Source organism: Mycobacterium sp. ACS4331, from assembly GCF_001667265.1.
Taxonomy (GTDB): domain Bacteria; phylum Actinomycetota; class Actinomycetes; order Mycobacteriales; family Mycobacteriaceae; genus Mycobacterium.
The window spans coordinates 16,191-41,962 of sequence record NZ_LZHW01000006.1 but is presented as its reverse complement, the minus strand read 5'-3'; the positions used below and the strand labels follow the sequence as shown (position 1 = coordinate 41,962).

Sequence of the window (25,772 nt, the reverse complement as noted above, 5' to 3'; positions counted from 1 at the left end):
ATTATTCGGGATGGCGAGGTCCGTGACCGGCGGGCGGGTCCGCGAGCGGATTCCAGCCAGTGCCGCCATTGGCGATCGCCTCGGCCATGCGGTCGTAGGCTTCCAGCACCAGGCGCTTGGTGCGGTACTCGCCGAAGTCGCGTTCCTCGTACTTGCGGACGACGGGGAACGAGTCGAGGACATGCTCGGCTTCATCTCGATCCAAGACGTAGATGTGAAGGAACCCCGCGTCGAGATCTGCGCGGAGGAGCGCACGGCGCTCGGAATCCCAGCGGAATGGCGGACCGGTGTCTCCGAGGTCTTGAGCATATGGCGCCAGCCGGCGTGACGTGTAGGAAAGCTCGAGAACGTAGGGCTTCAACCATGTTTCGAGATGCTTACTGTGGCGCCAGGGAGTCGGCTTCTGGAACACTTCGGGAGACGGGCACGCAAGCTGCTTCACGATGTTGTAGGTCATGTGTGTTCCGCTCAACTTCTGCCGTGCAACAAAGTCGAACACAGCGCTAGACCAGAGTCCGTGAAGCCGGACCGAGGTCACCGAATCATGAGGGAACGCCACCGGAAAGACATGGCCGACACCAGATGTAGGTAGCACAGACGGCACGAATGTCCTTTCGTTACTTGCGTTAGTGATATCGCGCCAGCCGAGCAGCCAACCGCGATCCCAACGGTCGACGAGCTTGGCGTCCGCTTCGGAGCGCCCTACCCAATACCGCGCCAGCGATTCAAGCTCCGGATCGTCGTGCTGCTCATCGGTCAGCCGCGGCAGAGTCCCCTTATTCAACTGCGCCTGGGTCGCGCCCTTATAGGTTGCGTATCGGTGGTCGAAGTGGCTGAGCATCTTCGCCTCGTACAGCGGCACGTACTCCTTGTTGCCGCGGGTGTAGGACCAGCCGTTGAATTCGGCGTCAGCGAGGTCGTCCGGCGTGTGGAACAGCTCGGAGTCGTTGGCCATGTGAAATAACGTCGCGAAGGATAGTCCCCACGGGTTGCCGTCGGGGTCGTCATCACGGATTAGTACGGGATGACGCGAGTAGATGCCGAGGGTGATGTCGGCGTCCTTCCGGCTTCGGAACATCGGCAAGGTGCCGGTATTCGGGTTGAGAGCCAGAACTTCCTTGGCGGCGAGTTCAAATCTGCGCTCGGGAACGTCGGACATGTAGCGGGTGTAAAAGGCGAAGCGCGTTCGCTCGACCTTGCGCGACACTCCGGTCATCGTCGTGACGGCGAATCGCAACTGATTGTGGACATCTCGGAATATCTTGGCTTCGTTCTCGAAATCGTAGAACGCATAGAGGCGGTGATTGCTCAGCGTGTCGGCGAAGAACGGCGAAGTGGTCTTGTCGGTGGCCAATCCGGTCGGGGTGATGATGCCGGCCGCACCCTCGGGGTGGGTGACGGTGCGCATGGTTTCGGCGAAGACGCTGTAGGTGTTGACGTCACCCTGACCGGTGAACGGGTGGCGGCCACTCTTGAGCAGCAGGTGCGCGGTGCCGTCCGATTGCCGCAGCGCGGCACGGTAGGCACGGTACAGATCGGGATCGGTGTCGGCGAGGTTGTCGATCATCTTCTTGCGGATCGCCGCGGTCGCCGCGCTTTCGATGTCGGGACGGCCCGCGTTTCCGAAGAACTCCTTGTCCTGGATCTTCACCCGCTCCCACGGCGGGTTGCCGACCACACAGGAGAAACCACCCGTCCAGCCGGTGTCTGGGTCGGCGCTGCCGTCATCGGGGACCGTGAAGATGCCGGGGAACTCCAAGTGCCAGTGGAAGAACCGGTACTGCCGGGCCAGGGCATCGATCTGGCTGACGAGGGTGTCCGGTACGGATTCCGGGGCTTCGGACAGTGCACGCATGGTGGCGTGGGTGATGCCCTGCCCGGAGGTGGTCGCACCGGTCTTGGGTTGCACGAACGCCGCGCACCAGGCATCGGCCACCAGTTTGGCGGCCACCAGTTCCGGGTCGGCCTCCAGGCGGCGCCAGGCGTCGGCGCGGGCACGCAGTGCGGCGACGGAGGCGACAGTGCCGGTGTCGGCGTCGTGCGCGGCCTTGGTGAACTGGCTGGTTTCGACGTTGAGGGTTTCGGAGCCGAAACTCAACGCAAGTTGACCTTGGTCGGCTAGGCGTTCGGCCTTGTTGCGGGCCTTGAGCTTCTTGGTCCAGTCCTTGTCGTCATCTCCGAGAGCGACGAAAGCGGTGTCGGGAATGTTGTGCCGCAACAATTCCGGCGTGGTGCCCAGCAGCGCATTGCCGACCCGAAAGTGCGCGTCGAGGAAGGGGAAGGGACGGTCGGCGTCGAACGCTTCCAGCCAGAGCGCCACCTTGGTGATCTCGATGGCCAGGTCGTTGAGGTCCACGCCGTAGACGCAGCGCTCGATCACATCGGCGGTGGCCGCCCGCAGCGCGGCGGGGGTGGGTTCGGTCTCGCCGGTGCGCACGGTAGCCAGGGCGGCGGCGATGCGCCGTGCCGCGGCGACCACGAAATGCCCACTGCCACACGCTGGGTCGACCACCGTGAGATCGAGAAGCGCCCGCTCGGGATCGGCCCCTCGGATGGCCTCGTCGATCAGCGGGTCGAGTGCCTCGTCGAGGACCAACGCGATGAGCTCGGAGGGGGTGTAGTAGGAGCCGGACTTCTTGCGGTCGTTGCCGGTCGCCACGTCCAGGGTGAAGGTTCGCTCGTCGGCATGATAGCGCGGCGTGTAGGCCAGCAGACCCTCATACATGCCGCCGAGTTCTTCGCTGTCGAGGTTGCGGTAGTCGACCGGGCGCGGCAGCCCGGTGACCGGGTCGTCGATCTGGGCCAGTGCTCGCACCGCAGCCAACAACGCCCGGTTGGGCAGTTTCGCGCCATCGAGAATGCTCAGCGCGTCCCGTGAATACAGGCTCGCGCCCAGACCGCTCAGTCCGAGGGCGGGCAGGCCGTCGCCGGCCAGTGCGTCGGTGACGATCTGGTGCGCTTCCCACAGGTCGGTGTGCCAGCCGCCGATCGGCTCGGCCGCCACCCGGCGCAACCGTGCCGTGGAGAAATAGTCCGCATACAGGGTGCGTGCGCTCTCTGGGGCATCGGAGCGGTGCAGCAGGTCACGGTCCTCGACCACGAACAGCACGATCAACCGGTAGGCGATGCGCAGCAGGGCACGCTGCAGGTCGCGGTCGGCGTCGGTGGCCGCGGCCAGGGTCTCCCGCAGTGCCACGTTGGCGGGGTGCGCGACGAACCCGGTTCCGAGCTCCTGCAGTGCGGCGGCGATGCCGTGCTGCAGGTTCAGCAGTGCGCGGGCGCCGTCGTCGATGGCGGTGGTGCGCCAGCGCTCCAGCCAGCAGTTGTCCAGCTTGGGTTCGGTGACCTCGATGTCGGCGTCTTCGGCAGAGCCGTCGCTGTCGGCGTCGGGTGTTATGGCCTTGGCCGCCTTGTCATCGAGGCGGGGCGCAAACCGGCTGGCATGCACGGTCAGGAACAGCACCCGGAAGTCGGCGTAGAGCTGGTCGGTGAAGATGGCGTCGAGGTCGAATTCGACGAAGGACTGCCGGGTGAGGCTTGAGGCGTCACGCAGCAGACGCAGCTGGTGTCCGTTGGACACGATCGCCCACAGGGCGCGGTCTTCGCGGTTGAGGTAGTCCTGCACCATGGCCTGCGGTGCGCGTGCGGTGACCCCGGCGGTCTTGGTGTCCAGGTCCACGCCCGCACCGACCAGATGCAGCGGCACCCAGGCTGCGGCGCTGGCAGCGTCTGGCCAGGCGACCCGATGGGAGATGGGGAAGTGCGGGGCCTCGGTCTCGCCGAGCCCGGGCGGCACAGCAAGCCCGCCGCTGATGACATCGGGACGGCCCCAACCGAGTTCGTAGAGCAGGGGCAACAGCCACTTGTCCCGGGTGATCTTTGTGGCGGCATCCCCTTCGGGCAGCCGCTCCAGCGCGGCGCGCCAGGCGCGGTGCGCGGCCAGCATGGCCTCCCAGGCGCGGGCGATGGCACCGTTGACCGCCATCCCCGGCGACAGTTGATAGGCCTCGGCGGTCTGACCGGGCATCCGCAGTTCGTTGGCGCGCGGGACCGCCTCGGCGGGCAGCGCGGTGCCGACCGTACGGACAGCCTTGAAGACGTTCAGCGCGCTCATCGGGCACCCGCCTCCGGCAGGAACACGTAGACGCCGAGGACATCCGCGGGCGGTAGGAACCGCACAGTCGGCGCGCGGCCGCCGGCCTTGGAGGCGCTGCGTACCGCCTGATGCTCGGACACCAAGTCCTTCGCCGCCTCCCGACCGGTCGTGGTGAGGTGCTCGGTGAGCGCGTCCAAACGGCCCAGGGCACGCCCCAACTGCATCCGCGCCAGCGAATCATCCACGTTGCCAGATGGTTTGAGAGTCAACAGTGCGTCGACCTCGGTCTGCGGCAACCAGGTCAGGGTGTCCCCGGTCGCGGTGAACGCCAAGAACTTGGCTTCCTCAGCGACCTGGGTGACGGTGGTGGCCGAGCCCGGGAGGGTGATCTCCAGCCGGTGGCGCACCATCAGCAGTGTCGTCACCTTGCCGACGTCGCGGGTCCGCATCACCCCGGCGCGGCGCGCGGGCCGGGCGGCCGGGTCGAGCCGGGAGTCGAGCGCGGCGTCGAGGACATACCGCGACAGCGCATCCACCGTCGCATCGGTCCGGGTCAGCACACTGTGCCCGGCCGGCACCGGCAGCGAACGGTGGAAATGAAGCCGGCCCCCCTTGGCCGGTGGGAGTTGGTCGCGTACTGCCGCCGGCAGGGTGCCGATGACCGCGGTGAACCCGTCATCGGTGTCGTTGATCGGTGCGCCCAACAGCGACAGCGCTGTGCGGGTGAAGGTTTCGACGTCGGCCGGCCCGCCGAGTGCGCGTCGCACCTCGGTCAGAGCCGCTTCGACGGTGTCGGGTTTGAGTCCGGCTTGGCGGAACCGCGAGCGGGACACCTTCTCCCGTTCGGCGGCGTTGGTCCATTCGACCTCAACCTGATCAGCCAGTGACTGGGAGGTGGCCGCGCCGAAGTCCAGGGTCAGCTGTTCGGCTTGTTTGCCCCGCAACAGCAGCGACTCCCAGATCGCCTTCATCACGGTGGTGGAATCGACCGGGATCGGCACCGCGACGCCGATGCTGCGCTTGATGTTCTCATGGCGCCGGATCAGGACTTCCAACACCAGGCCGTCGATGCCGTTGTCCTCGCCGTAGTAGGTCACAGTGCGCACGGTGGGTGCCTGCTGGCCGAACCGGTCGACGCGGCCTTCACGCTGTTCGTGGCGCGTCGGGTTCCACGCCAGGTCGTAATGCACGACGGCGGTGAAACCGTCCTGCAGATTGATGCCCTCCGACAGGCAGTCGGTCGCAATGAGCAGCCGGGGGCCGTCGTGGGCGCTCAGGGTGTCGACGCGGGTCTCACGTTCCTCCGGCGGAAGCGTCCCGGTCACCGCGTCGATCCTGAGGTCCTTGATCTTCGCCAGTGCCGTGCCCAGGTGTTCGGCGAGGTAGTCGGCGGTTGGGATGTAACGACAGAAGACGATGGGATGGTAGCCCTCGCCAATCAGTTCCTTCAGCAGCGGAATGAGGCGCTTGAGCTTGGCGTCGGAGCGTGGCCCTTTGAGAGCCGCGGCCTGTGCGGCCAACTCACGCAGGCGCTTCCGTGCCTTGGTGTCGGTCTCGTCACTGTCGCCGGTGTCGGCGCCGACGGTGACGTCCTCGGCTTCCGCCGTGTCGTCAAGGTCGGTGTCGAGCACGCGCGGTTCGGCGTAGGCGTCCACCTCCCGCTCGTCGTCGGCGGTGGCGACCGCGGAGCGGTTGAGCAACGTCTGCTCGGCTGCGGCCGGACTGGACGCCAGACACCGCAGCAGCGCGATCGCTGACCACCAGCGGACGCGCTGGCGCACCGCGCTGAGCTTGGGGTCGGTGACCTGCTCACGGACGTAATCCATCACGTCGTCGAACAGTTGGCGATATCCGGCGGTGAGCTTGTATGCGGATTCGGTGGTCTCCCGCTCCGGAAACGGGGTGTCCTCGTTGAGGTACTCGCGAATGTCGGCGCGCTGGCGCTGGATCATGTACCTGGCGAGCAGCTTGCGGTCATCTTCGCGGTCACGCCCCGAGAGGTCGGCCGGCAGGTCGCCGAGCCGGTCGTCGAGCAGACCGATCAGCGACTGCCACGCGGTGTCGTCGCCGCTGTGCGGGGTCGCGGTCAGCAGCACCAGGTGCCGGTCCTTGTCGTCGGCGAGTTTACGCAGCAGGGCGTAGCGCAGGTGGGCCTGGCTTGATGTGCCGACCCCGGCCGCTGCGACACAGGTGTGGGCTTCATCGACGATCACCAATTCCGGGCAGTGCAGGGCGAACTCGTCGCGCCGGGTCTTCTGTTTGATGAAGTCGGTGGAGATCACCAGATGCGGATGATGTTGGTAGAGGTTGGAGCCGAATGGGACGCTGCGCATCAGCCGGTTGACCGTGGACGGCAGCAGCAGCTTCGCGTCGATGCCGAACTTGTGCCGAAGCTCGCTCTGCCACTGTGGGGCCAGTTGCGGAGAGCACAGCACCGCCAATCGTTGCGTTTCGCCGGTGGCCAGCAGCTCGGCGGCGATCAGTCCGGCCTCGACGGTCTTGCCGATGCCGACGCCGTCGGCGATCAACAGCCGGGTGACGTCCTGGTTGGCCGACATCATCAGCGGAACCAGCTGGTAGTTGCGGGGGGTGACGGCCAGGCGAGCGAACGATCGGAACGGGCCGCCGCTCGCACTGAAGGAGAGCCGCAGTGCGTCGCGCAGCAGGCGGGCCCGCCCGGCGTCGCCGCGGTCGTCGACCGTGGGTGGTTCGAAGGTGGCGGCGGCGAAGTCGTCGATGTCGGGCAGCAGCACGGTGGTTTCGTGCTCGTGTCCGCCGAGCGGGCGGACGAGCAGTGTTCCCTCGGGGGAGCCGGGCAGCACCAGCCAGTCGCGGCCACGGGCATTGACCAGGCTGCCGGCCGGGTAGTCGAGCGGCGTCATGCGTTGGCCTTGGCTTCGCCGAAGATGCCGCGGTGTTCGGCGATCGTCGTGAGCCAGCCAGCTTCGCCGTCCTGGTGGTGGAACCGCAGCACCAGCCAACCGGCCTCGTCTTCGAGCTTCATGCGCGCCTGTTCGTCCTTCTCCTGCTGATGGGCTGCATCGTGATGGGGGCCATCGACAAAGACGGCGACGTCCATACCGTCGACGTGGTAGGCGAAATCGGGCCGGACGTAGAAGCCGGTGACGATCTGCTGGGCGTGATCGGGCAGCCGGTAGCCATGCTGGACGAGCAATGCCAGGAACTTCTTCTCCAGCTCGCTGTCGCAGGCCTGCTCGAGTCGCTCGAGTTGAGTGTCCGGCGCCTCACCGCCGGCCCCGACGGCGACGGTGGACACGGCGATCCGCTTGAGCAGATCGCGCACGCAGTGTCGGTCCAGGTGCTGGTGGTCCCACTGGTTGCTGTAGGACAGCAGGCAGTCGTAGCACGCTTGCGCGCAGTCTTCGGTCGCGTGGGGGGCGCGTTTGCGGTCTTCCCCCGTGTCGGGATCGAAGTGCAGAATTTCCAGTGCTTTTCGTGCCACCCGCGTGAGCTGCCCGTCCTCGGCGGCCAAGCGTCGCAGCACGCCGGCCCCACCTTCGGCAGCTTCGAAGAACAGCAGTCGTGACCACGCGTCGTCGCCGGTGTTGGAGGGCAGGGCTTCGACCGCGAGTTCGGAGCCCTCCAGCTGGTAGACGGCTTCGATGCCGCGCTTGAGCGCATACATTGCGGCCATCCGCTGATCGGTCCCGATCGAGGGATCCAGATGGAGCAGCAGGGCGTTGCGGTGGTCCTCGACATAGGGGATCACCCGCTGGTACCGCGGCGCCTCACCGTGCACGTTCTTGGCCAGGTCGGCTTCCTTGCACCAGCGGCCTTCGACGGTGTCCAGCACGTAACCTCGGACATCTTTGTCCTTGCGGCGGCGCAGGCCGACGTTCATCCGGCGGATCAACGCGGTGTCGCCGTAGGTCATGGTGCCGAGTTCGTGCCCGTCCTCGGTGATGGTGCTGGTGAGTTGTCCGGCCCGAACCCCGTGTGGCACAAAGCGAATGGTCGTCACGATCTCGTGACCGGCGCGCTGGCGTTCCTCTTCATCGGCGCTGATGCGGTCACGGCGGCGTGTCTTGACCGACAGCAGCCGCATCAGGTTGCCCATGGTGGCCTCGATGCCGAACGGGCTGCCGCAATGCTGGCAGAGGTCGGGCTCGGTGGACTCGTGCAGGTACCCGCAGGCGCCGCAGCGTTTGATCTCGCTGATGTGCACACCGGTGCCGTCTTCGCGGGCGGGCAGGCTGACCCGGTTCACTTCGTACCGGGCGCCTTCGTGATAGATGAACGCGCCGGGCCCGAACTCGCTGATCGCCACGAATCGTGGGCGCTGGATGAAATCGCCCTCCCCGCCGCTGCGGGTGCGGCGTTCGGCCGGGATGAACGCCGACAGCGGGAGTCGTGGGAAGGAGTAGCCCGGTAGGAAGCCTTCCGACGCGAAGTAGCGGTAGGTGTAGAAGTCGCCCTGCAGCACGTCGTCGACCTGGCCCTTGAGCAGGTCGAGTGCGGCCCGCGCCTCCGAAATCCGTCCGCGAGCACGCTGTTTGGAGGCTTCCGACGCGCCGATGGTCTTCAGTGTCTGGTTGGCCTGGTCGAGCTCGTTCTGCGCTTCGTTGTACAGACCGCGCCAGCGGTCGGCGGCATTGTTGAAACGGGCCGGTGCTTTGTCGACGGTGTCGGTGACCCAGGTGTCCGTCCACCACGGGGCGCTGGTGACCTCGGAGGCGGCCTCCAGCACTGCGGTGATCGCAGTGATCGCCTCGGCACGGCTGGATTTCGACTCGATGGTCGCGAGCACTTCTGCGCGTAACGGCTGTCCCGGCTGGTCGATCTCCAATAGGTCGACCATGCTGGCCTTGAGGTCCAGGCCGCACTTCACCAGCCAGATGGAGTGGGCGTGGGCGCGTACCAGATCCTGGTTGCCCAGCTCCAGCCGCGGGGGTGCCACCGCTCCGGCGACCATGTCCTGACTGCGGCGGAAGTAGTAGGCGTCGTGCGCGTTGCCGGTGGCGCAGTAGGTCAGCGCGATCGCCGGCTGGCCGGATCGGCCGGCCCGTCCGGAACGCTGCGCGTAGTTGGCCGGGGTGGGTGGAACATTGCGCATGCCGACCACATTGAGGCTCTTGATGTCGACGCCGAGTTCCATGGTGGGGGAGCAGTACAACACCGGCAGCCGGGCCTCGCCGAATTCTTCTTCGCGTTTCTGGCGCTTCGACGGCTCGACCTGCGCGGTGTGTTCACGGGCCTCCAAGCCGACGAGTGATTTGGCGGTCTCGGCATAGAGGGCTTTGAAGTACGGGTTGACGCGGCCTTCGGTCTGGTTGCTGCGGATGGGGTCCGGTGCCCGGTGCCGACCTTCGCCGGGATGCCAGGCGATGAGATCAGCGCGCAGCTGGTAGCCGGTGGGCCGCTTGGGTACCGCGATGCGGACCAGAATGCCTACCTTGGCCATGACCTCCATCAGGTGCTCGATGATCGCCTGGGCGTCGGCGGTGTTCAGTGCATGCTGGAATGCGGGGAAGCGGTTGGGGCGGCGCAGCCAGCGCCCGAACGCGCCCAAGCCGGACAGGTGCAGGTCCGCCCCGATACCAGCCACGTTCTTGGGCCGGCCACCGGGGTAGGCCAGGCCGCTGTACATCCCGGCTTCATCGGAGATGGCCCACGGGTCTTTCAGCCATTCCCGGCTGGCCCGGCGGACGGCGTCGAACTTCTCGTCGGTGAGGAATTCGGTGTCGATGCATAGGTTTCGGCGCAGTTCGTCGAGGAGGACGTGCATCACTTCACGTCGCGTCTCGGTGCCGGCGCTGGCTAGGGGTTCCCCGCAGCCTGCCCATTTGTCGTCGTTGGCGGCGAGCTCGTCGACGCCCTCGTAGGCCAGGCGTAGCTGCCCGGTCTGCTCCAGGTTGGGCATGGTGATGCGCCAGCCGCGTTTGAGGTCGGCCCACAATCGATAGGTCACCACATCGCGCAGCGCTCGGGCGATCTTCTTGCGGGGGATGGGCTCGTCGGCTGTGTCCTCGTCGCGGGCGAAGAACTTCAATCCCTGCCCACTGAGCGCTTTGACGACTTCGGGGCCCAGGTTCTCATCGGTGAGGGGTTCGCCCTCGCGTTCCTGGTGGTCGGCCGCCGCGCGGTAGAGAGCCGAGCGGATGAGGCCGACCAGAACGAAGTCATTGAAGTGGCCGGCCTGCAGGCTTGCATCCTGGCGGTTGTCGCTGAACGCCAAGAACTTCCGAGCTTCCGCATCGAGATCGTCTTCGCCGCGCAGGGTTCGTACGACAGATTGGGACAGCACCGTCACGGCGCTGGCGCGCCCCTCCGTGCCGAGGCTGGCCACGCGGGAGAACTGAGACTGGCGGGTACTTTCGTAACTGGTCTTGCATGATGGGCAGAATTCAAGGCGCTCAAAGAAAGCCACCGGCATCCCGTCACCGGTGATGGTGCCGAACTCGTCGACACGTAATGAGTTGGGCAACTTGGAAACCCGGGTTTTGTCCAGCGCCTGGCCGGACCCGCTGGACACGACCCAGTCCTCCGGTACCAGCTCGAGCAGGGCAGGATCGCTCGGGTCCGGCCACGGCTCCTTCGTCAGGAACAACAGGCCTTCGGCGTCGGGGTGTTCGACCAGATCGGAGTTGGGGATGCGGGGGCTGAAGTTCTCGCCGCCACGCTCGAGGTTGACGACCAGGAACTCCTGACCGCACTCACGGCAGAACGCGAGCGGGAACAGGGGCTGGCCGAGGGGCCGGTTGGGTGCGCTGCGCTGATACTGCGTGGTGAGGTATCGCTTCTCGGCGGGTTCCAACGTGGTGTAGACGGTGTCGCCTTTGCCGATGAACTGATGCAGTTTGAAGGCGAACAAGGCGCGGCCCCGCGGATCGCGCGCTTTCGACCCGGCGAGCAGCAGCTCCTGCAACCGCTGCTCGCAGGTCGCTCCGTCAACGCCGGTCTCCTCGTGCAGCTTCTGGGCGGCGTCTTTGAGCTTGGACGGCGGGCGTCGGGCGAGCTTGCCCTCGTCGTCGGTGTGCAGGCCGAAATGCTGTTCGGTCCAGATGGCCAGCGGGTCGCACTGCAGTGCCTGCCAGTCCGTCGGTGTCGGTTGTGCCAGGCGGGCTGTGAGCGCGGCGGAATCGGTGTCGCCGGTCGTCGCGCGGCGGAGGGTCTCCCCAACGATGTTGGTGGCGGGGATCTCGATGCCGAAGATTCTGGTCGCCAGTTCGGCGACCTGCTGGCGCTGCTCGGCCTTGGTGCCCGGGCCGGCGAGGGTCGCGCTGGTCCCGATGCACTGGATGTCGTTCGATGTGACGGCGCCGCGCAACCGGCGCACCAGCATCGCCACATCGGCGCCCTGCCGGCCGCGATAGGTGTGCAACTCGTCGAGAACCAGAAATGACAGGTTCGCCGCGCTGCTGATGAGGTTCTTGCGCTCCTTCGGGCGGGTGAGCATCAGTTCCAACATGACGTAGTTGGTCAGCAGGATGTCCGGGGGAGAGGCAAGGGTCTTCTCACGCTCCTCCCGGTTCTCCTGACCGGTGTATCGGGCGAAGCTGACCTTGGGGTTCGTCTTGCCCAGGAACTTCTCCAGCTCATTGCGCTGGCTGTTGGCCAGGGCGTTCATCGGATAGACGATGATGGCGCGGACACCTTTGCCCGACCCCTCGCGCAGCACGCGATCGACGATCGGCACGATGTAGGACATCGACTTGCCTGAGCCGGTGCCGGTGGTCAGGACGTAGGACTCCTGCTTTGCGGCCAGCTGGAAGGCATCGGTTTGGTGGCGATGGAACGTGATCTCCTGACCGGTCGGATCAAGGTCAGTCCGGGTGCGGAAGATGTTCTGTGCTTCTGCGTGGAGGGTTCTCTGCTTCACGAGATCGCTGACGGAGCCGCCTGGTTCGAATGCAGGGTTGAGGGCGAGCCACGGCTCGGGCCACAGGAGACCGCCATCGATCTCTGCCTCGACCTTGCTGCGGATCTGGTCGTCCTTGATCTCAAGGAAGCCCTTGACGAAATTCTCGTAGTCGTCCAACACCTCCCGCAGGACACCGAACGCGTCCACCGATTGTCCCCCTTGTCGAGCGCGTCAAATTCAAAACGTAGGTGACCATACTGGTGGTAACCGACATTCGGAAGTGCGAAACGCGGTGACTGGCTGCTTCAGTCGCCATCCAAATTGGTGCGGCCCAAGGCGCACATTCCGAGCGGGTACCCGGCTGTGCTCGCGCCGAAGTTCCGATGTTCTCTGGCCAGATGGACTCTGTCAATAGTTTCAATCAAACGCTGGGCGGAGGCGGCCTTACACGGCGTCTCGCCATGTGGAGCCTTTGTCTGGGTGGGGCTGAAGGTCCAAAATCACTGCCATGAGGATGATTCCGGTGATGCGTTCCGTTGAATGCGCAAGCATCGCCAAGGGCTCATTGCTCTTCGGTGACTGAGAGCCCCTCTTTCGTCACATCGTCTTCTTTGAAATTGCTATTCCAGGGAAGGTCTCGGCAATCACATGCACGAGCTGCTCGGCGATCACCTCGTTCAGTTCGATGATCTGGCTGGGCTTTGGATGAGACTTGCGGTCATCGGAGCCCAACGTCGCCAGACGGAGCAGTTTCATCCCCGACGAAGTCCGGAGTGTGGTGTACAGACAATCGGCCTCGGTGCGAGGCGGGCGAGCTGGGTGCTTATCGGGTTTCAACGAACGGACAAGTGCCATTTCGCCACACTACGGTTCCATGCCTGCTGGGGACGGCCGATCCGAGTCGCTGGTGCAACCGGCCCCGGTCGGCGCATCCAGTCGGTGATGGTCAGGTCGACGCCCATCTGCTCGTGTTCATTGTGCCATGGCGAATGTACAACTGAGCGCGACATCGAAGCCGAAACCGAAGCTGTAAGCGACGGATCGGGGGTGTCCCGCGTGCACGACGATTCAGGCGGGTGCGTGCGCGTTTGTCTTTTCAAAGTGAAAGTTTCGTGGCGCCATCGGCTGACTGATGTGACACTATCGGTTCGTAGGTTAGGGGGAGTTGATGGTTCTGCCGTTGATACCGGTCGCGCTGATCGCGATTGGAGCGGTCACTGGCGGCAGCGGACTGGCGCTCGGGGGCAAAGCCGCCCTAGATTTCAAGAAGGCACAGTCGCAGCTCAAGGACGCTGGTAAGCGTTACGAGGACTGCCGGGCGAAGTCTGAGGCACGAGTTGCCGAGACCAACGAGTCGCTTGCGGATCTTGGTCAGGAGCAGCAGCAGGCGCTGACCGACGTCGTTGTGCGGATGGCTGAGTTTCTGCGGCGCCATCAAAAACAGGTTCGTGAGAACGAACGTTTGTTGGTCGAGGGGCTCGACGCAACTATGAACCAGATTCCGGGCTTGGCGGGGCTGGATGTCAATGCTGCCTCGTGGATCGCAGGCGCAGTCGGCTCCGCGGCAACGGCCGTTGGTGCGGGCTCTGGCGTCACCGCTGCCGCTGGCATGCTGGGGGTCGCCAGTACCGGCACGGCAATATCGGGTTTGTCCGGCGTGGCGGCACAGAACGCCACGATGGCGTTTCTCGGTGGAGGAAGTCTGGCGTCTGGTGGCGGTGGAATGGCACTGGGGGCGACAGCCCTCAACTTCGTGACGCTCGGCCCTGCTCTGCTCGTGGGAGGGTTTGTCGCCCATACCCAGGGGGACAGAGCGTTGACGAAGGCTCGCGAGGAGTGCGCCCGAATCGCAGTGGCTATTGCCGAGTTGGATGAGCTGGATGCCAAGCTGTCGGCAATTGATTCGAGGACCGAGGAGTTGCGCGACGTTTTGACGGCCTTGCGCGAACGTGCAGTTGCTGCACTGGATCTCCTTGAATCAGAACCCTTCGAACCCGCCGAACATGCGTCCCGATTCCAGCATGCAATGACCTTGGCGGTCGCTGTCCGAGACGTCGCCGCGGCACCAATTGTCGACGAGACCGGCGACCTGACCGCCAGCAGTGAGGAAGTCACCGTGAAGTATCGGCCGATGGTGGAGGAGGGCGACGATGTCTGACAACCAGAGAGTGCACACAACCAAGGTCATGAACCGGAGCGGTGGTGCTGTTTCTGCGCTGCAGGGCTTCAACGCGCTGAACGAGATCGTCAACGCTGCACACGAATGCATCGCAGTGCACCAGGTGGAAAGCACGAAGCGCAAGCGGATTGCGGCCTATGAAGCAACCGAGGTCCAGCGCATCAAGGCGGCCGAATCGATTCTGCGCGACTACTTCGCCCAAGTCTTCGCGGAACGTCGGTCGAATTTCGAAGCCATGTTCACTCGCCTCGACGACGCACTGGAGGCTCAAGACGGCGAGACCGTACATCTCATGGTCAAAAGCATCGTCGACATCGCGAAGACATCACCGCTTGCAGACCTGGGTGACTTAAGCAAAATCCGCGCGGCACTTGATGATCCGGATCAGGTCTGGGAGTTGTGAGTCGCGGGAGCCTCTGAGTGGATGTAGCTGCTGCCGCCGTTCTTCTACGATCTGATGAAGTTGGAGAACGTCACCGACTGGAACCGGACGAGGTTGCGCTCTGCGTCCAAACGGGCGTCTTCACTCTGCTGTAAATTTGTGCCAGCCTGAGCAATCGTTGCATCGCCAGAGGCTCGTTTGCGCTGGTAATCGAGGCGAACTGCCTCAACCGTCATCACCTTGGTCTTTCGCAACTCGGCCTCGATGGAATTGACTGCGGGGCAGTCGTCCCAGCGTGCCGCGGTTGGTGCGAAGCTCAGGACACACTCCTAAATGGGGGCGCGGCGCACCGCGACGAGCGGACCGGAGGAAGAACGTGACCTCGATCGAATTCGACGACGATCTGTTGGACCGGATCACCTCCGTGGCCGAGGTAAGTCACGAGATACCGACGTTGAGCATCAAGCGACCCAACTGGATATCGTCGGTCGACCGCGGTGGGGTGTGGGTGGAGACGGAGAGGTCGCGTGCCCGGCGCTCAGGACCCCAGTTAGTCCCCGCGTGGATGATCGTGACCGCATGGAAGCGCCTGTGCGAGCGCGGAAACCTGAGCCAGGTCGAGTTACTCAAGGAACTCAACGTCAAGCGGTCGGCCTTCGTATGTGCGTTGCTCGCCCAGTTTCCCGATGTCGCTGTGCTGCAACAGCGCCCGACTGTCCTGGAGAAGGTCGCCGACCCGTAGCCTGCGCAAGCAGGGCGGTGAACCATGGATGGGAGTGCGTTGCAACGGGACCCATTTCGGCGTTCGATGGATTGCAGGCTAGCGATACCGGCGTCACCACGTCGGGACGACGAGGGCGTCCGTGCGAATTGTTTCGGCGTCTTAACTCGTGAATCAGCCGCTGCTTCATCAGGTCGATGAGACGTATTCCGCGGCTGAATCCGACTCTCGCCGAACCAGCGCTCCGCCCTTGACCGCATCGACATCGAGGCATGAAGTCATCGCTGTGTGAAGCAGGGCCAATGATATTGGCTCCGCGGGCGCCAGCGCCGCTGCCCCGCTGCATCTCCACCACCGCCGACTGGACTCGATGGACTTCGCCGATGACCGGCTCGATGCCACCAGTCAAGTATGCCGTCCCGGACAGCTCAGCTCATGCCGAACCGCTACGGCACACGAAACTTATGCGTCTCAGATCGCACGTATTGCGATTGACGCTTGGCCGTGTTGTGGTCGGATGACTGCCAGTGCATTCTGAAACTAGACCCTCGCATGGCGTGCGATGTAGATGAAGGATGGCAACCTTGAGTTCTGGAGAGATGCTTCTTGCCATAGTCCTTATTGCGCTCGTATTTGCGCTTCTCTTCTTTGCGGTCGCCAAAGGGGTGTCGACCAAATCGAAACTGAGTGTGGGGGCGCTGATTAAGCTCGAGTTCGAGTTCGACCCTGCTCAGAAGGCCAAAGTCGTCGATGCCGCCGGGAAAGCTGCTGAGGAGCGCGGCGAGTCGGCTCGAATGGCCTCCAAGCAGGTACGCACAAACGTGGAGTCGTTGTCGCGTGTCCGGCTTCGGAAGGTGCTGTGGGTGGACGATGAGCCGGACAATAATGTGTACGAGTCTGTCGCCTTGATTGAGGCCGGATGCTTCATAGCTACCGCAACTTCGAACGCGGCAGCGCGACGTTACTTGAATCAGACCCAATTCGACGTGGTGATCACCGATTTGGGCCGTGGCGGTGATCCGGACAATGGGAAGAAATTGGTGGAAGAGATCACCGCCCAGCGTCCGCACCTTCCGGTTGTCGTCTACACAATCAACGCTGACCAGAGGCGAGACGCGCTCAAAGCGGCGGGCGCTGCGGCTGTCGAGGACGAGCCGGCTGCGCTCATTGGGGCGGTGCTGACGACACTGGGTCACTAGCTAGCCGTCAGCACCCTTCGTGTCGTGTCGGGGGCCGTCTCCAGATCGAATCTGCGCTGTCGGCTCGGTCATCGAGGCGACTGGGTAGGCGCGACACAAGCGGAAGTCCGTTTGTCCGGGATGTTGCGGATCACCACGGCAAGCTGGTTGTGTGCCCGGATCTGAGAATGAAGAGTCAGCTGATGCCGCTCAACTTGCCCCTTACACACACTCGACGAGTGAAGAAACACGAGGTCGCCGCACGCAATCCTGGTCGTCTTTGGACGTCTGGCCGATGGGTCGATTTAACTTCACATGGAGATGACCTCTTCTGGCCGTCGGTGCGTCACGGCTGCGCTGTACTCGTCGACTGTGGACAACAGCAAGGCCTCGATATCGCCGCCATAGTTCGCTTGCACCATCCGCCGAACAGTCGCCGCGAGCGTTCCGCCGGCAACAAGCACCATCGGGTACTGGTCATCGATGATCTCGACCTGGGCTTGGCGTGAGAACGATCCCGTGGTCACATACACGCCGATCCACCCCCGGCGCAGACGCGCCACGACGCGGGCGACCTGCTCGGGAGAGATCGACGAGTTCGGTTGAATGCACTTGGCTTGTCCGAGTACGACAACGGGGGTGCTCCCATTGAGTGGGCCGACGTCGAGCCGGCCGATGAAGTCGACCCCGCCGTCACCGGAGGACCTGGACAGCCAACCCTCCTTGTATCGGGCACCCGACTCGCGAAAGACCTCCGCGGCGACCCGGGCGGCCAACAACTCGAAGGCGTGCTTCCGACCGTCGTAGAACTGGTAGAGCGTACTGAGGGTGTCCGCCTCCGGGGAACCGCTTTCCGGCTGCTGCTCCCTGCTGGTGCGAACGGTGCTGGCGAGAACTCGCCGACGGATTGCAGGGATGGCGATGCGCCCCTTCTTCACCCACTGCTTCCAGGCCTCAGGGGCGTAGCGGAGGGCTTCCTCAGCGGTGAGTTCAGGATTCCTGCGGTCATCCACCCAGCGGAAGTCGATCCCATCAGTTTCTCCGCCCGAGATGACGGCAAGATCGAGTGAGACGTTCGGAAAGCTGCGACCCGATTCCGGGTCGCGCTGCACCACGTGCTCCAACCGTTCGATGAGGGCGGCACCGCAGAATTCCACGTGGCCCTTCACCAAAGTCTTGCCGTCTCGGCGAATCGTGACAGCTCTGAAGATCAGCAGCGGAGGTGCGAGCAGCCGTTCCTCCCGGGTCGTCCCTGCATGGAGCCGGGCCGCTTCGAGCAGTAGCCTGTTGCCCTTGGTCGCCCCGGGGAGTCCGACCGTGGACGGCTTGTGATCACCGAAATACCGGACATGTCCGTGGTCCAGATCGAACTCATCGTGCCAAGGGTTCGTCTCGTGGCCCGCCTTCCACGGGCTCGACCGGATCGCGATCAATGGCCGCCGAGAGCCATCTGGACCCACCACTTCCGCTGGTGAATTGATGCCCGCTTCCAGCATGATCTTCGGACGTCCAAGTGCTTCCGGACTCGTCAGCCAGTGGTAGTTGACGTACCCGTCGACGTCGACGTCACTCTGATTCGCACCCTGTGCGTAGCGCAGTATGTCGTGCACGAATGCCAGACGCGGCTTACCCACCGCCGGCGTCTCGGAGTGCCAGGCGATGTCGGGCTTGCGCTTGTTCATTCACTCACCTGTTGGCTGACAGTGATCAGGGCTCCGCCATGGTGAAGGTTAGCGGCAAATGCGGCGTACGCCCCGTTATATGCCTGGCTATGGTCAATCTCGCCCGATCGCGCATTAACCCTGAGACCGTGATCGACCGTTGACGATGCCGCTACATAGGGTCTGCGTACCGGCGAGGTTCGATGACTGGCGGGGCTGTCTGCGGTGTGTCCGCTTCAGCCGTCACGGGCGGCGTATATCGGTATCGCTCAGCGATGTCCGACACGCGTTCTGGGAGACCTTCGAGTGGATACCCCGACCACCGGATGGTGTCGGGATCGTCGCCCGGCCGCAGGGCGACGTGGCCGGGCCACTCCTCCTCGAGGTCGAGCAGGTAGTAGTAGAGGGCAGGATCATCGGTGTCGTTCCACGGACCCGGGTCGATCAGTGACCTCCTGGTGTCGCGGACCAGACCCCACGTGATGTCTGAGGGCGGGGTCGTGTACAGCAGGTACATGGTCGCTCCCTCGGTCCAGGCGTGAGACACCTCAAAGACGTGGTGGCCCGGACGGCGACTCTTCGCGTTCTTCACGTTCTCAATCGCGATGTGCCGCAGCAGCTTCTGCAGCACATCGGCAGCGAGCGTGCGCTCTGCTTGGGTGGGCTCAGTTGATGGGGACATTGTTGTTCACCCATGGCGGCGTCCAGGTCCACGTCGGTTCGATCTCCACCACTCCGCTCCCGCCCGCAATGGGATACATCGTGATCAGTCCTTTCTGTCCTCCGCCGAGGATCTCCGGACCCTGGGGGAATGCGATGAGCTTGATCGCCAGATTTCAGCCGTCGCTAATGGTCTCTGGGCCATCTTGGCTATCCAGTCGATCCGGCGGTCAGAGCTCTGGCGTACCGCCACTCTCGACCGCGCGAGCGTGCACCCGCAAGCGGTCGGCGATTTGTCCCAACCACTCTTTGTAAGTGGTTGGCGGCAGAGGAGCGTAGGCGGAGAGCGCTTGACGGGGCATCAACACTGTGAGGGCTTCTTCGTCGTGCGTGGCACGCAGAGTGTCAATTTCTCGGGCCAAGGCCGACAGTCGCGTCGGGCTCTTGCCGGCGGCGTATTGGTCGACGACGCCTTCCCATTCGGCGGCCACCAGGTCCCAGTCCTGGTGGAAGTTGCCGCCGAAGAACTGCCGAATCGTTTCGGAAACTGCGTCGTCGTTCATGGCTCCATGTATCCCGTCAGTACGTACCAGTTGCCCGCTCCGTCGCCCTTCAACACCACGAGAGCGGTTCACGGCGGTGAGCCATTCCGGTAATCGCGCAATGGGCAGCGTGGTGAAGTCGTCGGTCTCGGCCGCGACAGCGGCGGGCACCGAGTCGTAGAGCATCATCAGGGCGTCCCGGGCTCAGGAGACGACTCGCCCTTGGTTCCCCCCATGCCGACAGGCTAGCCACGTAAGCTTTGCCGCACACTTCATCCCGCCGCATGGGGGACGGCCCCCGACCACACCGTTGACGACTTCGGCTTGCTCACCGCACCGCCTCGGCAGCGTCCAACCGTCGCAGCGCCGCCCGGAACTCCGGATTCGGCTCAGCCAAGGGCAACACCGCGCACACCTCGCGCAGCGCCTGATCGATCGGCAAGCCCTGACGTCGAGCCCCGTACAGCGCAGCCACCGTCGGCGTACGGCTCTGCGCCGCAGCACAATGCACGAACACGGTGCGCCCCTCGGCGCGCAGATGCTCGATGGCCCGCACCGTGTCCACAAGGACGAAATCAAGGTTCGCGTTCTCACCGACCTGATCGATCAGCCGCACATCGAGATGGGTCGCCTCCGCCGGGACGTGCCCGTCGGCGACTCGGCACAGCGACACCACCGCGTCGATGTCGGTGTCCAGGCTGTGCAGTGAGTGCGCAGCGCCGATCCACACCTTGTCGTCGTGCGGATGGCGCACGGGCTGAGGCGTTCCACGTCCCACCGCGTAGGTGTGGTCGAACCGATCCGGCTCACCCTTGTTCACGATGCGGTCGGCCAACTGCACCAGACCGCGGGTCCGCAGTCCGGGCCAGCCGTGCAGCATCAGCCGCCACTGCGACGGCACCGCAGACGCTCCATGGGCGGCACCGAGCAGGGCGCCCGCGATCGCGGCCACGGTGTCGGTGTCCCCGCCGCCGCGCACCGCGGCCTTCGATGCCAGGCGAAGATGATCCGCGCGGAAACTGCCTGCGCCGGGATCGTGTACGGGCACCGGGGTGGTGCTGATCGCCGACCAGGCGCCCTGCAACGCCGCGACGACCCAGCCGTTGTTGCCGGTGAACGCCGACGGGGGTGAGTTCTCGGCCTCGGCCAGGCGGGCCTCCCACAGCCGGCGGCGGTCAGAGGTGATGTGCCCCAACCCGATTCGCACATCGATCTGACCGGTGAGCACCGCGTGACGGATCGCCGCGCACCACAGCACACAGGCGTCGCCGGCGTCTGGGTCGAAATGGGTCAGTTCGCTGACCGTGCGGGCGGCGTCCACCAACGCGGCCTCGTCGTCGAGGTAGGCCACCGCCACCGGAGCGGTCCGCATCAACGACCCGTTGCCGGCAGCGCGACCGGTCTGAAGATGTCGCGCCTCGGACGCCTCGCGCGCGGTCCGCGCGCAGATGCCCTGTGCGGCCGCCGTGGACAGCACTGACCGGGTCTGCACCCCGACATCGGGCGCGGTGCGCGACCACCTCTCCCAGCGTTCGACCACACAGTCGAGTGACTTCTCGTCCCGCAGGTCGGCGCCGGTGGCGGCGATCTCGGCGATGGCGATCGCCATGGACGTGTCGTCGGTCCACTCAGCGGGCGCGAACGGGCCGAGTCCGCCGCCGATCATGCCCACCGGCTGATCGGCGGCGAGCGGACGGTCGAACTCATATCCCGCTCCGAGGGCGTCGCCGGCGGCGGTGCCGAGCAGCACGCCCACAGCTCGGTCGCGCTGTATCGCAGTCAGATTCATCAGAAACCTCCCGGGGGTCCGGGCCTCCACACGGAGGCGCTCTTACCGGCACCGGCTGGTGCGGGTCACTTCGTCATCCGAGCCACCCACGAGCGTGGGGTTGGCGCGCCATCCAGTCGGAGCTTGTCGACGGCGTCTCGTGAAGCTCCCACAGGGTAACCCACGAGGCGGACAAGCGCCGGTTCTCCTCACACCGGACCGGTGTAGCCGATGTCCCGAACCCATCCGACGACATCGGGCTTGACGTCCAGGCACATGTTGTTCACCGCTGACAGCAACACGATGCCTGCCTCGCCTGGTGCGAAGCCGGTGTTGACCAGCTTGCCGAACACCAGCCCCGGCGAAACACCATGCCGCAGTTCATGGCACAGCTCCTTGCCGATGTCGATCATGTCGGACATCGACTCGTACCACACGCCCGAGTTGTCGAGATCGGAGATGAAGTCGTACTGGTCGGCAGTCGCCGGACCGGCCAACACCACCGACCCGCACGCCGCCGAAACAGCAGCCATCAGGACACGTCCGCGCATGATTCCCCCCCTTGGATCGCGCTTACGCGTCAGAGGTTAGAACACCCCACCGACAAGAACCGCGCAGGAACGCTACGGCCCCACCCACCACGGCGGAAAGCTGATGTCCAACCGTTCCCGTCGCCGGTATCCCGCCCACGTCGGCACCCCGGCGGGCTGACCGCGGTAGATGCCCCGCGCCGCGGCGACCACTCGCGAATGCTGCGTCGGCCACTGCAGACTCGACGCCACCTGCTCGAGCACCGCCAGGTCGCGCTCCAGCACGCGGTCGACGATCGTCACCGCCGGCAGCGCACCGCTCTTGTCGCCGTTGCACCGCACGCAGGCGAGCACCAGATTCGCGAGTCCGTCGATGCCCACCAGTGACCACGGCAGTACATGGTCGATGGGGTTGTCGGCGGGAAGGTGTGTCCCACAGTAGAAGCAGTGCGGGCCGAAAACCTCCTTGAACGGCTCTCGCACCACCGCCATTGCGGTGCGCTCACGTCCGAACAGGTGCCCGGCGACGTCGGGAACCTCGGCGTCGAGGAACCGGTTCATCCGCCGCACGTCCTCGACCCACATGATCTCCAGCGCAGGCTTGAGCAGCCCCGCCAGGCGCGCCAATCCATGGGCGACACCAGGATTGAGCACGATCGCGTCACCATGAGAACGCAGTGTCCGGCGGCTCACCTGGTCGTGCAGGAACGAGTCGTCGTAGAGGAACGCATCACTGGCGGACGCCCCCGGCAGCTTCTGCAGTCGGTGCAGTGGCTGCTGGGCCAGGCACAGGGTGATGTCGTCGATCGCGCGCTGATACGCCTCGGGCGCGCGCAGGCGCGCGATGTCGACCGACAACCCACTGCGCTGCGTCGTGGCGCCACCGCGTGAAGCGGAAGCGTCCCGTAATGCCATGGTGGCGGCCAGAATCCGGGCCTTCGGCTGCGTGGACTGCCGCAGCTCGTGCCCGTCGAAGGGACGCACCTGCTGCCAGTAGATCTCCAGAACGCGGTGCGCCAGGGCGGGGAGGGGCACGTCCAGCGTGGCATCCGGATCGGTGGGCAGGTTCTCGACGCAGTGCTCGATCAGCGCCATCAACGTCGCGAGCTTGTAGGTGGCGGTGCGCATCCCGGTCTCCAGGATCGCGACGACGCGCTGCCCGAGCAGCAGCGGGTCGAATGCGTCCATCACGCCACTCCCATGTCGGTGCCTCGTGTTACAACCTCACAGACAGATATCACGAGGCGGACCGGCAGTGTGTCCAAACTTGTGCGCGACAGGATCTGGCTCAGCGCGCGTCGGGCGTACCCGAAGGTTCCCTCACCATTGGCGGATGTGCTGGAATCCGCGATATAGGTGGTGTGACCAGCAGCTATCTAGAATCATGACAAGTATCCATGATCGAGAAATGGCTCTGAGTATCAAGGATCCCGAAGCCGACCGGCTGGCCCGAGAACTGGCGGCGCGGACGGGGGAGACGCTGACTGAGGCGGTGGTGGTGGCACTGCGTGAGCGGCTGGCGCGGACGGCGGGCCGTGCCCAGGTCGTCCTGCTGCGTGAGGACCTCGCCGCGATCCGTCGTCGCTGTGCAGCGTTGCCGTTGGTGGACGACCGCTCGGCGGAGGAGATCGCGGCTTACGACGACCGGGGGCTGCCGTCCTGATGGTCATCACACCTGCCCTCTTCGCTATGTTGACCGACGAGCCCGACGCCGAGTTGTTGGAAGCGGCAGTGGCCGAGGATCCCGTCCGGACGATGTCCACCGCGTCATATGTGGAGACGGCGATCGTGATCTCAGACGTAGGAACGTGGCTGGTCTGATGTGGTTGCGCCATATAGTCGTTCGCGCTGACCGGTCGTCAGCACCGCGGCCCGAGCTCTGTACGTGGGTGGGCGAACACCTGGCGTCAACAGATGATGACGCCGCGCAGCCGGAGGGTGTCCACCTCAGCGCCACACGCTCGACATGAATCACCCTCGGTGAGAGGTGAGTTGCCGCCCCGGCGGTCCCACCGACGAGCGTCTACTCCGTCACCGCGACCGCCAACGCCGCCAACTTCTCATCCAACGCCGTCGCCGCCTCCAACAACGCCGGGTTGTCCGCAACCACCATCAACGACGACGGCACCACATACGTCAGCGCACTGCCGGACGCCTCGGAGGTCAGCAGCAGTTCCACGGGAGCGAACAAGCCGGCCGTGACATCGTGGCGCAGCATCGTGATCGCGATCAGCGGGTTGCCGATCACCACCCGCAGCACCTTGCGGTCGATGCCGGCCTTCTCGATCCACGCCCCATGGTCGATCGCAGTGAACACCATGAATCCGAACGGTCCGACGTAACGCTGGACGGAGCGCTCGAAGACGTCCCAGTCAGAGGCCTGAACGGCGATTTCACCGACCGGCGCGGGTTCGGACCCCACCGCGGCGTGCAGCGCTGCCAGGAGCGCGTCGAAGTTCTTCGAACTGGGGTAACGAAGTCGCACCCCAGAGAACGGGATCACCTCAGGCATGGCGGCACCTCCGCTGGGACACAGCGCGCGGCCCGTGGAGGTTATTCCTGGGTAACGTTGACTGAACTCAGCCCGCGGCCCACGCCGCGGCCTGCTCCAGCTCGGAGAGCCCGAAGAGCTTCAGCTCGCCCGGCACCATCCAGGCCATCACGTGCAGCGTGTGCTTGATCCAGTCGGTGTCGGTCACCACGGCGATCCGCTTGAACGCCGCGTGGTGTTTGAACAGCAGACCGAAGCCCAGCTTCATGTCCTCTGCCAGCCCGCCCGGGCCGAAGCCCGCGTAGTCGTCGATCACCTCGACGAACCTGATCTCACCCGTCCCCAGCAGATCCTGCATCTTCGGTTCGAACGCCCGAAGATCGTCACCGCTGAGCCGGCCCGAAACCCGAATCCCGCTCACACCCTCCGGCAGATCGGTCAGCACCTCGATCATTGACCCACCCCCTCAATCTCCGAGATCCACCGTAGTCCGATTAGCCCCCCACTGGTCCTGGGTACGCGGCCCTGATGGATGTTTACACCCTGGCCTTCGAATGGACCGACACAAGTCGGCACTGGCTGATCGAGGTCCCCATCAGAGTCACGGCGTACCTGCTGGTCGTGCTGGTGGCGCGCTACGTGCTGCACCGGATGATCGACCGGGCCACCACCAGACGCGCACGCGCCGCCGACGACGACGCGCAGACCGTGGAGAAGAGACCGGCGCTGCTGCGCACCCTGCGTGAGCGGGTGCCCTCGCCGGCGAGCGCCGCCCGCGCCGCGGCGCGGCGTCAGCAGCGCGCCCAGACCATCGGCTCGGTGCTGAAGTCCGTGGTGTCGATCGTGCTGCTGGTGTGGTTTGTGCTCACGGTGCTCAACGTGATGGGGGTCGACATCGCGCCGTTCATCGCCTCGGCCGGGGTGGTCGGTCTGGCCATCGGTTTCGGTGCGCAGAACCTGGTCCGCGACTTCGTCACGGGCGTGTTCATGCTGCTGGAGGACCAGTACGGCGTCGGCGACATCGTCGACCTCGGCGACGCCTCCGGAGAGGTCGAGAGTGTCGGACTGCGGGTCACCACCGTGCGTGACGTCGACGGCACCCTCTGGTACGTCCGCAACGGCGAGATCGCCCGAGTCGGAAACATGAGCCAGGACTTCGCGGTCGCCCGGTTGGAGCTGCCGGTCGCGATGTCGGCGGACCTGAGCCTGGCGGAGTCAGTGGCGCTGGAGGCCGCCCAGGACGCGGTCAAGGATCCCGCGCTGGCCGCCAAGGTGATCGATGAACCCGAAATGCTCGGCGTCCAGGAGTTGTCGCCGGGCCTGGTCACGCTGCGGATGACCGTCAAGACCCGGCCGAACGCCCAGTGGTCGGTGCAGCGGCGGCTGCGCGCGGCGATCCTGCGCGCCTACGACGAACACGACATCGACCTGTCCTACCCCCTGCCGCAACCGGCCGCGAACGCCAACGCCCAGTAGTCGGGTGCCGCCGGCCGCGGGCCCCCCCAAGTCCGCTGCCGGCGGCTCTGGGCCCTGCTCGGCGGGCTCGCCCGATATGGGTCATCACGCGTTCGAGCAGTGCCTCACAGACCGACCCGTTGTGGTGATCGACGCTGGTGAGACGACGAATGTGGCGCAGATACGCGTCGAGGCGACGCTCGATCGGCCAACTGGCGTAGTTGGGTTCGGCGAACTCCGAGCCGAGGAACCCCTCGGCGATCACATCCAGTTCGCGCACCGTGTCG

General features: G+C 65.0%; 18 protein-coding genes, 1 pseudogene and 1 riboswitch. Of the genes and pseudogenes, 7 read left to right on the top strand and 12 right to left on the bottom strand.

What is annotated here, in order from left to right:
* Position 1: 1 nt before the first annotated feature.
* From A5727_RS01120 to A5727_RS01105, 4 genes are all read right to left on the bottom strand, one after another.
* Positions 2 to 4,114: an Eco57I restriction-modification methylase domain-containing protein gene (locus A5727_RS01120; protein WP_068243099.1), complete on the bottom strand. Its 4,113-nt coding sequence runs from the start codon at positions 4,112 to 4,114 to the stop codon at positions 2 to 4.
* Complete coding sequence (locus tag A5727_RS01115) at positions 4,111 to 6,978, bottom strand: DUF8741 domain-containing protein (RefSeq protein ID WP_068243096.1); 2,868 nt, start codon at positions 6,976 to 6,978, stop codon at positions 4,111 to 4,113. The genes A5727_RS01120 and A5727_RS01115 overlap by 4 nt, the downstream gene beginning before the upstream one ends.
* Positions 6,975 to 12,125, bottom strand: a complete 5,151-nt coding sequence (locus A5727_RS01110; protein WP_068243093.1) for a DEAD/DEAH box helicase — start codon at positions 12,123 to 12,125, stop codon at positions 6,975 to 6,977. The genes A5727_RS01115 and A5727_RS01110 overlap by 4 nt, the downstream gene beginning before the upstream one ends.
* Before the next feature lie 390 nt (positions 12,126 to 12,515).
* On the bottom strand, positions 12,516 to 12,773 hold the full coding sequence (locus A5727_RS01105; protein WP_068243091.1) for a hypothetical protein: 258 nt from the start codon (positions 12,771 to 12,773) through the stop codon (positions 12,516 to 12,518).
* Positions 12,774 to 13,086: 313 nt separating this feature from the next.
* On the opposite strand from A5727_RS01105, the gene A5727_RS01100 reads away from it, so the two are divergent.
* The 4 genes from A5727_RS01100 (at position 13,087) to A5727_RS01085 (ending at position 16,399) form a co-directional block, all read left to right on the top strand.
* A complete protein-coding gene (locus A5727_RS01100) occupies positions 13,087 to 14,076 on the top strand; it encodes a hypothetical protein (protein ID WP_068243088.1) in 990 nt (329 codons plus the stop codon).
* Positions 14,069 to 14,500 carry a hypothetical protein gene (locus tag A5727_RS01095; protein WP_068243085.1) on the top strand — a complete coding sequence of 144 codons (432 nt, stop codon included), beginning with the start codon at positions 14,069 to 14,071 and terminating at the stop codon, positions 14,498 to 14,500. Before A5727_RS01100 ends, A5727_RS01095 begins: the two co-directional genes overlap by 8 nt.
* 355 nt (positions 14,501 to 14,855) lie before the next feature.
* Positions 14,856 to 15,221: a hypothetical protein gene (locus tag A5727_RS01090; protein ID WP_068243081.1), complete on the top strand. Its 366-nt coding sequence runs from the start codon at positions 14,856 to 14,858 to the stop codon at positions 15,219 to 15,221.
* Between the two features lie 563 nt (positions 15,222 to 15,784).
* Positions 15,785 to 16,399, top strand: a complete 615-nt coding sequence (locus A5727_RS01085) for a response regulator (RefSeq protein WP_197507544.1) — start codon at positions 15,785 to 15,787, stop codon at positions 16,397 to 16,399.
* Positions 16,400 to 16,689: 290 nt separating this feature from the next.
* Here the strand turns inward: A5727_RS01085 and A5727_RS01080 are convergent, their stop codons facing one another.
* From A5727_RS01080 to A5727_RS01055, 6 genes are all read right to left on the bottom strand, one after another.
* Positions 16,690 to 18,060, bottom strand: coding sequence for a restriction endonuclease (locus A5727_RS01080; RefSeq protein ID WP_068243074.1), 1,371 nt, complete (start codon positions 18,058 to 18,060; stop codon positions 16,690 to 16,692).
* Positions 18,061 to 18,211: 151 nt separating this feature from the next.
* Entirely contained in the window at positions 18,212 to 18,721 is a 510-nt protein-coding gene (locus A5727_RS01075; RefSeq protein ID WP_068243070.1) for a hypothetical protein, read from the bottom strand.
* Between the two features lie 208 nt (positions 18,722 to 18,929).
* Positions 18,930 to 19,430, bottom strand: coding sequence for a contact-dependent growth inhibition system immunity protein (locus A5727_RS01070; protein WP_231991903.1), 501 nt, complete (start codon positions 19,428 to 19,430; stop codon positions 18,930 to 18,932).
* Between the two features lie 139 nt (positions 19,431 to 19,569).
* Positions 19,570 to 21,030 carry an ADP-ribosylglycohydrolase family protein gene (locus A5727_RS01065; RefSeq protein WP_068243067.1) on the bottom strand — a complete coding sequence of 487 codons (1,461 nt, stop codon included), beginning with the start codon at positions 21,028 to 21,030 and terminating at the stop codon, positions 19,570 to 19,572.
* Positions 21,031 to 21,063: 33 nt separating this feature from the next.
* Positions 21,064 to 21,175, bottom strand: a riboswitch (SAM riboswitch).
* Between the two features lie 43 nt (positions 21,176 to 21,218).
* A complete protein-coding gene (locus A5727_RS01060) occupies positions 21,219 to 21,542 on the bottom strand; it encodes a DUF732 domain-containing protein (protein WP_231991902.1) in 324 nt (107 codons plus the stop codon).
* Positions 21,543 to 21,632: 90 nt separating this feature from the next.
* Positions 21,633 to 22,727: an HNH endonuclease gene (locus A5727_RS01055; protein WP_068243062.1), complete on the bottom strand. Its 1,095-nt coding sequence runs from the start codon at positions 22,725 to 22,727 to the stop codon at positions 21,633 to 21,635.
* Between the two features lie 220 nt (positions 22,728 to 22,947).
* Between A5727_RS01055 and A5727_RS01050 the strand changes: the two genes are divergently transcribed.
* Together A5727_RS01050 and A5727_RS27985 are read left to right on the top strand one after the other, a co-directional pair.
* On the top strand, positions 22,948 to 23,202 hold the full coding sequence (locus tag A5727_RS01050; protein WP_068243059.1) for a type II toxin-antitoxin system VapB family antitoxin: 255 nt from the start codon (positions 22,948 to 22,950) through the stop codon (positions 23,200 to 23,202).
* A pseudogene (locus A5727_RS27985) lies at positions 23,202 to 23,333 on the top strand (type II toxin-antitoxin system VapC family toxin); the annotation flags it as partial. The gene A5727_RS01050 and the pseudogene A5727_RS27985, both read left to right, overlap by 1 nt.
* Positions 23,334 to 23,562: 229 nt before the next feature.
* On the opposite strand, the gene A5727_RS01045 reads toward A5727_RS27985, so the two are convergent.
* Both A5727_RS01045 and A5727_RS01040 read right to left on the bottom strand, forming a co-directional pair.
* Positions 23,563 to 24,051, bottom strand: coding sequence for a DUF302 domain-containing protein (locus tag A5727_RS01045; RefSeq protein ID WP_068243056.1), 489 nt, complete (start codon positions 24,049 to 24,051; stop codon positions 23,563 to 23,565).
* A gap of 67 nt (positions 24,052 to 24,118) precedes the next feature.
* Positions 24,119 to 24,484 (bottom strand): SpoIIAA family protein, encoded by a 366-nt coding sequence (locus A5727_RS01040; RefSeq protein ID WP_068243052.1) that lies wholly within the window; start codon positions 24,482 to 24,484, stop codon positions 24,119 to 24,121.
* Positions 24,485 to 24,558: 74 nt separating this feature from the next.
* Here A5727_RS01040 and A5727_RS01035 point away from each other — a divergent pair, with 74 nt between their 5' ends.
* Positions 24,559 to 25,506 carry a mechanosensitive ion channel family protein gene (locus tag A5727_RS01035; protein ID WP_068243049.1) on the top strand — a complete coding sequence of 316 codons (948 nt, stop codon included), beginning with the start codon at positions 24,559 to 24,561 and terminating at the stop codon, positions 25,504 to 25,506.
* Positions 25,507 to 25,772 lie beyond the last annotated feature (266 nt).